At 66.5% G+C, this 862-nt stretch carries 1 protein-coding gene; it reads left to right on the forward strand.

What is annotated here, in order from left to right; all coding sequences use genetic code 11:
• Positions 1 to 130 precede the first annotated feature (130 nt).
• Positions 131 to 862, forward strand: a 732-nt coding sequence (locus tag H483_RS23785) for a hypothetical protein (RefSeq protein WP_152427851.1), incomplete at its 3' end; no start/stop codon positions are given.

The following is an 862-nucleotide window of genomic DNA, read 5'->3' on the forward strand; positions in this document are numbered from 1 at the left end:
CTATGGGAGACACGCCCTAGGTGCGGCGACCACTGTCACCGTTGACCTCCCGCGGCAGGAGTTGGGCCATTTCAGACCGTGGGACGAGCTTGCCGCATTGCACGCGGCGGGCCTGGAGTCCGCATCGGCGGTGTTCATCGACGCACCCACCGAAGAGTTCGACACCTGGCCGGCGGCCGATGCCGCCTTCCTCCATGCGATCGCCGACAGCGACCCAGGGTCGACGGTGACGCCGCTGGTGTGGGCGCGGATACTCACCGCGCTCCGCTATCCCTCACTCCGCGAGGTGAAGGCGGAGAAGTTGCCGTTTCATGCCGAGCAGCCGGTCCCGCGAGAGCCGGAGTGGCCGCCCGATTTCAGCGGTGTCCCCACTGAAAAGCTGACCAGCACCCTGCGCGATGAGCCCGGTTCACGTCTTGCGTTGCACGTCCCGCCAGGTGATGGCTGGCATCGCGTCGCCTGGGTCCGCCAGGATGTCGAGGGGCTCAGTATGTCGTCCCTGTTGTGCGAGTGCTCTCTGCAGCACGTAGTCACAGCTGGAGGTGGCACGATCAGCTTCCGCGGCGATGCTGACTGCGCGTACCGTCCAGTGACCGCCTACCTCCGGGCGCTGTCGCTTCGGCACCTTTTTTCAGAGGCCACACCTGAGTCTCTGCGGGCGATGGTCGATGCCGCCCTGGCCGGCATGTGGCTCGGGCAACGACACGGGGACGACCTGTGGGGGTCAAACCTGTATCTGCAGACAGTGTCGGCGGTGCTCGACGCGCCGATGCCCTGGGAGTTGGCGCACGCCGCCGTCGAAAAGGGGTTAATCAGCCTCGACGGTGCTGTCCTCGGCCGGCCCCTATCCGCCAGACTGAGG

This window comes from Dietzia sp. UCD-THP (assembly GCF_000349585.1).
Lineage (GTDB): Bacteria > Actinomycetota > Actinomycetes > Mycobacteriales > Mycobacteriaceae > Dietzia > Dietzia natronolimnaea_A.